This window comes from Vasconcelosia minhoensis LEGE 07310 (assembly GCF_015207255.1).
Taxonomy (GTDB): domain Bacteria; phylum Cyanobacteriota; class Cyanobacteriia; order Phormidesmidales; family Phormidesmidaceae; genus Vasconcelosia; species Vasconcelosia minhoensis.
The window spans coordinates 1-2,040 of the sequence record NZ_JADEXG010000145.1; the positions used below are offsets into that span (position 1 = coordinate 1).

Annotated in this window: 2 protein-coding genes; both read right to left on the minus strand. The window is 49.4% G+C overall.

Going from position 1 to position 2,040, the window contains the following annotated elements; all coding sequences use genetic code 11:
* Positions 1-613: 613 nt before the first annotated feature.
* Complete coding sequence (locus IQ241_RS25150; RefSeq protein ID WP_193912549.1) at positions 614-1,447, minus strand: Rpn family recombination-promoting nuclease/putative transposase; 834 nt, start codon at positions 1,445-1,447, stop codon at positions 614-616.
* A gap of 29 nt (positions 1,448-1,476) precedes the next feature.
* A complete protein-coding gene (locus IQ241_RS25155) occupies positions 1,477-1,932 on the minus strand; it encodes an ion transporter (protein WP_193912551.1) in 456 nt (151 codons plus the stop codon).
* Between the last annotated feature and the right edge of the window lie 108 nt (positions 1,933-2,040).

Below are 2,040 nucleotides of genomic sequence, written 5' to 3' on the forward strand. Positions count from 1 at the left end.
GGGCACGATTTTCCCGACGTATTTGAATGGATGCTAGCGCAGGTAGGTGATCTACCTATGCCTCGGCGGTCTTCTAAACCACAACAGCCGAAACCCTTATACGCAGACACTTTCCCGGCTTAAGTTGGTACCCCAATTCTCGATTCGATTGAGACAACGCTGCAATGGGCCAGCCGCATGCTGTGGAAAGGCATCGAACCCGTCGTTCACCAGGTGACTGACCGCTATGAAAAAGGAATTAAGGTAGACCCTGAGACACTAGCGACATTTCGAGTTAATTGGTACCCATCAGAAGACCTGCCAAAGTGGGCCATCACCATCAGCCCTACTTGACTGGGGACCTTATTTTCCCGCGCATCCCTTAGGGTGCAATCGCAATCTATTATGGCCAATTTTTGACAGCTGGGGTTCTACGCCGTTTGCTAACCATATTTTCCTAAACTTGCACAGAAGCGACTGCTAGTGACAAAAATGAGTTTCTACGCTTCTTAAACTAGACAGTCACGCGGCATTTTCATGCGGTAAACGTCTCTTTCATTGGATCATTAGGCTACGTTTAACGCCTATTGCGATGCCAGTTCTCTAGTTCATCGATCACATATAGACTCTATAGTCATTCCTGAACTGAAAGCCAGGTTTCTAAGTCAGATCGGCTTGAGAAATTTAGCAGCGCTTCGCTTAGAGCTTCAAGCTGAGTAAGGGATAAGGCGTCAACTTGCGATTGCAATTCCCCCGGCAGTTTCCCCACTTTCCGCCCTAGCTGACGAAGAACCAGCGATCGCGCTTCTTCAACCCGCCCATCTTCCTTAGCCTCCTGATAAAACCGCGTTTCCTGCAAAGTTACGCCTAGCATCACCTCAACCTCCTGCCGCCTCAAGTTTGTGAACTTATAGACCATAATTGTCGTAATCATCTCTATGATGGCACGACTTGCCTCGGGTTGTGCCTCTTGCCTTGAACGCGCTAGCAAAGTCTGAGCCGCCGCTGCCGCTCGGTTTTCCTGAACCGTCGTCAAGACCATCAGCGCTACGCCTAAAGGCAGTTCGCTCAGTTCCCCTAGCTCATCGAGATACACCCGATGCACTCGGCGACTGCCCAGCAGGTCCTGATAGGGTATCAGGTTGCTTTGCTCAGTCGAACGAGAGGGATAGAGGACGACGGCTTGCCAGTCGCTAAAGCGGTCTCGGTTGCGGTAGAAGTATAGAAATGACTCGCCAAACAGCCGCTCATAGAGCTGCTCGTCTTTTTGAAACTGCACCTCACAGAAGTAGACGACGCCTGGTGTCTCTGGCGGCAGGAAGACGCCGTCAATTTCAAACCGAGGTTCTTTGACGGCAACAGAGTCAAACTGATAGCTTTGAGCATTGGAGGGCGGATTGTTCAACAGCTCAAACAGCAGCTCTGGCGACTGTTGGAACAGCTGATAGAAAATGGAATCGCGGCGCATGATTAAAGTGATGTGGCTGGTGATCTCGTCTAATCGCCTTCAGTAAAGCGCTTGTCTGCTTCCGCTTCCTCTCGCCACACTTCTGATAGCGCTGAAGAAATAAGACCGGCTGGCACTGCGATAATACCAAGTCCAATAAAAAGGATGAGAGTCGTGAATACCTTGCCACCTGCGGTAACAGGATAAACATCGCCATAGCCTACGGTCGTCAGCGTTGCCACCGCCCACCACATACAGTCGAACACAGAACCAAACGTCTCTGGCTGGGCTACTCGCTCAAAGTAATAGATGCCAACTGAAGCTAGATAAATTACAAAAGCACATGTGATTAAGAAAAGGGTCAGCTCAGTACGTATAGTGATAAAAGCCATTCGGAAGTGATCTACTGCACGACCGTAGCGCAGCAACTTTAGCATACGGGCAAGCCGAAATAGCCTAAAGATTCGAAGGGAGCGGAGATCAATGCTATACTCTAGACGCCTGATATTTGGACTTTCTTAAAGGACTGAAAATTCATGGTCAACAAAGTTTCTAGCGATGCTTTGTGGGTCGTATTGGCCTGCTCAATACAAGTGTTAATCGCGTCCTTGAAC